Source organism: Azohydromonas sediminis (assembly GCF_003574675.1).
Classification (GTDB): Bacteria; Pseudomonadota; Gammaproteobacteria; order Burkholderiales; family Burkholderiaceae_C; genus Calidifontimicrobium; species Calidifontimicrobium sediminis.
Window position 1 is genome coordinate 1 of sequence record NZ_QOAZ01000064.1, and the last position, 4,819, is coordinate 4,819.

The 4,819-nt window shown below is 69.4% G+C and carries 6 protein-coding genes; 3 read left to right on the top strand and 3 right to left on the bottom strand.

The features are described from left to right. The coding region (locus DRV96_RS17410; protein WP_210757097.1) for a transposase at window positions 1-637 on the top strand (637 nt) is incomplete at its 5' end. A 116-nt stretch (window positions 638-753) separates the two neighbouring features. Here the strand turns inward: DRV96_RS17410 and badH are convergent. After that, window positions 754-1,533, bottom strand: a complete 780-nt coding sequence (gene badH, locus DRV96_RS17415; RefSeq protein WP_119293506.1) for a 2-hydroxycyclohexanecarboxyl-CoA dehydrogenase — start codon at window positions 1,531-1,533, stop codon at window positions 754-756. A 145-nt stretch (window positions 1,534-1,678) separates the two neighbouring features. Between badH and DRV96_RS17420 the strand changes: the two genes are divergently transcribed. Next, on the top strand, window positions 1,679-2,197 hold the full coding sequence (locus DRV96_RS17420; RefSeq protein WP_119293508.1) for a MarR family winged helix-turn-helix transcriptional regulator: 519 nt from the start codon (window positions 1,679-1,681) through the stop codon (window positions 2,195-2,197). Window positions 2,198-2,277: 80 nt separating this feature from the next. Here DRV96_RS17420 and DRV96_RS17425 read toward each other — a convergent pair whose 3' ends face one another. Further along, window positions 2,278-2,802: a gamma carbonic anhydrase family protein gene (locus tag DRV96_RS17425; RefSeq protein ID WP_119293510.1), complete on the bottom strand. Its 525-nt coding sequence runs from the start codon at window positions 2,800-2,802 to the stop codon at window positions 2,278-2,280. A gap of 38 nt (window positions 2,803-2,840) precedes the next feature. Between DRV96_RS17425 and DRV96_RS17430 the strand changes: the two genes are divergently transcribed. Continuing rightward, window positions 2,841-3,629 carry a ferritin-like domain-containing protein gene (locus DRV96_RS17430; protein WP_119293512.1) on the top strand — a complete coding sequence of 263 codons (789 nt, stop codon included), beginning with the start codon at window positions 2,841-2,843 and terminating at the stop codon, window positions 3,627-3,629. A gap of 582 nt (window positions 3,630-4,211) precedes the next feature. Here the strand turns inward: DRV96_RS17430 and DRV96_RS17435 are convergent. Continuing rightward, window positions 4,212-4,819: transposase (locus DRV96_RS17435; RefSeq protein ID WP_210757098.1), on the bottom strand; the 608-nt coding region annotated here is incomplete at its 5' end.

Here is a 4,819-nt window from a genome sequence, read left to right on the forward strand (position 1 = left end):
CCAGCTCGGGGTGAGCTACCGCAGCGCCTGGCTGATGAAGCACAAGATCCTCGAAGCCATGCGCGTGGCCGAAGGCGATCGCAAGCTCGACGGGCACCTCAACTGCGACAGCCAGGTCATCGTCGGCGTGGAGGTGAGCACCTCGGGCAGCGACATGGCGCAACTCGCGCCGATGGTCGAACAGGTTGAAAAGCGCCTGGGCCACACGCCCGAGCAGTGGCTGGTCGACGGCGGCTTCCCGGCGCACGAGCAGCTCGAGGCGGTGGCCCACAAGACCGAGGTCTACGCGCCGGTGCCCGAGGCGCGTGCGAAGAAGGACGAGCATGGCCACGAGGTCGAGCCCGACAAGCACGCGCCCAAGCCCGACGACAGGGAGGCGGTGGCCAAGTGGCGCCAGCGCATGGCCACGCCCGAGGCCAAGCAGCTGTACAAGCTGCGCGCGGCCACGGCCAAGTGCGTCAACGCGCAAGCCAGCAACCGCGCCCTGCAGCGCATGCCCGTCAGGGGCCTGGGCAAGATGCGGTGCGTGGTGCTGCTGTTCGCGCTGGCGCACAACCTGATGCGCACGCTGGCACTGGCGCCACAGTTGCTGGGTCTGGGCCCAACTGCGTCTGCCGCAGCCGCAAGGACTGTATGAACCGCGAAAACCCAGGCAAAACCCTGCCTCGCATCCCCGCTGCAAGCGCAGGATGCGCGAATGATCGCTTGCGGGTGCAGCCGGCGTCGACAACGCCCGCGATCAACGTCATTCGATCAACCCTCAGCGCCGATCGAATGCTTCACAGGCTCTGAGACGCTGAGCACCTGGCCGGTGACGTAGGCGGCGTCGTCGCTGGCGAAGAACAGGATCGCGCCGGGCAGGTCGTCGGGGCGGCCGATACGCCCGAGCGGGATCGAGCGCGTGAACGCCTCCATCAGTTTGTCGGGGTTGCCCGCGCCTTCCTTGTATTGGGCGAACAGCGCGGTGTCGGTCGGCCCCGGGCAGACGACGTTGACGGTGATGCCGTGGCGCGCGTGCTCGCGCGCGATCGTCTTCGAGAACGCGACGAGCCCGCCCTTGCACGCCGCGTACACCGCCTCGCCCGACGAGCCGACGCGCGCGGCATCCGACGCGATGTTGACGATGCGGCCCCTCTTGCGTGCCGCCATGCCGGGCAGCACGGCGTGGTGCATGTGCAGCGCGCCGGTGAGGTTGATCGCGATGAGCTTGTCCCACGCGGCCGGCTCGGTCTTCACGAAGGGCTTGAACACGTCCCAGCCGGCGTTGTTGACGAGCACGTCGATCGGGCCGAGCCGCGCTTCGGTGTCGGCCGCCGCCGCGTCGACGCTGGCGCGGTCGGTGATGTCGCAGCGGTGCGCCTGCGCCTGCCCACCCTCGGCACGGATCGCGGCCGCGACCGCCTGCGCGGCGTCGAGGTTCAGGTCGAACACGGCCACGCGCGCGCCCTCGGCGCCGAAGCGCTTGCACGTGGCGCCGCCGATGCCACCTCCGCCCCCAGTGACGACGACGGTGCGGTTGTCGAATCGTTTCATCGCAGTCCCTTGCGTTTACAGTTCACCCACTGCGTCAATGTCTTTCGGAATCGCTCGCTGTATGTGTCAATGTATTTACACATCTTAGTGCACCCGCCTTCGCACGGCAAGCACTGCTTTTCCTCTTTTGATTGGCGTTTACCCTATGCCGAAGACCTTGCCAACGAAGATCGAACTCGCGAACCGGCTGTTCTTTCGTCTCTACCAATGCGCCAATATGTTGCACAAAACGGGGAGCCGGGCGGTCGAGGCGGAAGGGCTGACGACGCAGCAGTGGGCCGTGCTGGGGGCCTTGTCGTCGCGCGAACAGGCGCAAGGCGGCATGAGCATTGGCGAGCTGGCGCGCTACCTGATGGTCAGCCGCCAGAACCTGTCGGGCCTGATCGCCCGCATGGAGCGCGACGGCCACGTGGCGATCGCCCCCGACCCGCGCGACCGGCGCTCACGCGTCGTGACGATGACCGACTCCGGCCGCCATGTCTGGCACGGCCTGGCGCTGCCGAAGATCCACGCGTATTACGCGAAGGTGCTCGAGGACTTCTCGACCAACGACGTCACGCACGCGCTGCACTACCTGCTGAAGATGCTCGACAGCATGAAGCGCATCGACGAGGCCGACCGCGACGGCGCCGACGAGGCCGCCGTCGACCCCGCCGAGGCGTAAGCAGCAGACCAGAAGGGAGCGAGCGCGCGCCGACGACGCCCGCACGACGGTCGACGAACGACCGCGCGCGGTCGCGGCACTCAGCCGATGCGCGTCAACGCGTCGCGGTGGTGCGCCGCCTTCCCGACGTAGCCCGCGGCGCTGCGCAGGATCGCCGCGTGCTGCTCGGGGCTCACGGTGCGCACCACCTTGGCCGGTGCGCCGAGGATCAGCGAGTTGTCGGGAAACTCCTTGTCCTCGGTGACGACGGCGCCGGCGCCGACGAGGCACCCCTTGCCGATGCGCGCACGGTTGAGCACGACGGCCTGGATGCCGATCAGCGTGTCGTCGCCGATCGTGCAGCCGTGCAGCATCGCCTGGTGACCCACCGTGACACCGGCGCCGATGACCAGTGGGCAGCCCGGGTCGGTGTGCAGCACACAGCCGTCCTGCACGTTGCTGCGCGCGCCGAGCGTGATCCAGTCGTTGTCGCCGCGCAGCACGGCGCCGAACCACACGCTCGCCTCGTCGAGCAGCTGCACGCGGCCGATGACCGCCGCGTTGTCGGCCACCCAGGCGCTGGGGACGATACGGGGCACGTCGTCCCCGAGCTGATAGATCGCCAAGGCGGCCTCCGCACAGTCCCGATGCGATCATTCTAAAAATGGAACTGCGCACCCATGCCCTGCACGTGCTGCGGCTCGCCGACCCGGCCGCGAAGGTCGCGGCGATGCAGGCGCTGTGGCAGGCCGCCGTCGAGGGCGCGCCGCTCGAGCCGGCTGCCGCCATCGACGAGCCCGCCGGCGTGCCGGGCCGCCCGCCCCGCCCCGCGCTCGTCGCGCCGGCGCGCGTGCCGCAACGCTCCGTCCACACGGCGGCCGGCCGCGCCGCGCTGCTGCACGCGATCGCGCACATCGAGTTCAACGCGATCAACCTCGCGCTCGACGCGGTGTGGCGCTTCGCCGGCCTGCCGCCCGGCTTCTACCGCGACTGGCTGCGCGTCGCGGCCGAGGAGGCGCATCACTTCACGCTGCTCGCCGCTCACCTGGCCACGCTCGGCCACGCCTACGGCGACTTCGACGCGCACGACGGCCTGTGGGCGATGGCCGAGAAGACGAAAGGCGACTTCACCGCGCGCATGGCGCTCGTGCCGCGCACGCTGGAAGCGCGCGGGCTCGATGCGACGCCGGCGATCCAGCGCAAGCTCGCGCAGGCCGGCGACGCGCGCGCCGTCGAGATCCTCGCCGTGATCCTGCGCGACGAAGTCGGCCACGTCGCGATCGGCAATCGCTGGTACCGCTGGGCCTGCGCGCGCGACGGACTCGACCCGCTCGCGCACTACGCGGCGCTCGTCGAGCGCTACGCGGCGCCGCGCCTGAAGCCGCCGTTCAACCTCGAAGCACGGCGCGCGGCGGGGTTCGACGACGACGAGATCGCGGCGCTGGCGGGGTGAGGTCGGGAAGTGTCGGATGGATTGACTGCGTGGGGCTGCTGCCGGCCAGTGACAGTCGCTCGCGACAGTCAGTTTGCGCTGCCCCCAAGGTTCGTGGCACTTCGATCTAAAGCACAGGGGGGCTGCATCGCAGTAGTCGATGCGGGGTTTGGCGCGTTGCCGCCAGCATGCTGACGCCAGCGCGCGGCGAACACCGCTGGCAGCACGTACCCCAGGTTGCTGCGCGGCCAGTGACGGTTGCAGTCCTCGCGCCAGTTGTCAGCGATCCTGCGCATGTGGCTCAGGCTGGCGAGCCAGTATGCGACACGCACCCGCCGCGGAAGCGGCTGTCGAGGCTCTTGACGCGGGCGTTCTGCACCGGCTTGCCCGGCTGGATGAAGCGCAGCTCGACGCCGTCACGCGCCTTGCGGGCAAGTATCGCCCCCAAAGGCAGTAAAGCTTATCTAGATACGATGGTTTAGGGATGGTCTGAAGAACTGGTCGAGAACCTGCGATGAGCCAGCATTCGACCTCCGCTCGTGTTGATGGCGTTGTCCCGTTCGCTGTTGAACCGTGACCGGTGACGACCCCTCGGTGAATATGCTACGCGGCCTCGAGGACGGCGCCGTCGTCGCTTGCCGGACGACGGGCATCCAGGGCCTTGAGGAGGGTGCGCATCTGGCCGCAGCCGCGCAGCTTGCGCATGCGCGTGGCCGCGTCGCTGAGCGCGCTGGCCACCCAGCGCAGCACCATCTGCCCGTCGCCCCAGCGCTTGACGTTGCGGCTGTAGTGGGCCACCGAGCCGTTCAGGTTCTCGATGGGATTGGTCGTGCGCAGCGTGCGGTACAGCGCCCCGGTGATGCCCAGTGCCTGCACGGTCAGCGTCTCCTCCAGGCCCTCGCGCAGGCTGGCGGCCGCACCCGGGTGCCTGGCCTGCAGCGCAGATGCCAGACGGCCGAGCTGCTTGCGCGCCAGATCGGCGTCCGAGGCCGACCAGGCGTCCTTCAGGGCCCGCTTAACGCCGGCGTGCAGCTCCCTGGGCAGGTGCTCCAGCACGTTGCGCCGCTTGTGCTCCTGACAGCGCTGGACGAGCGCGCTGGCACCGAAGGTCTGGGTGATGGCCCGGCGCAGCGCCTTGCCGCCGTCGATCACCCACAGCCGCATGCGCTGGGCATCCAGCCCGCGCTCGACCAGATCCGACAGCAGCGCGG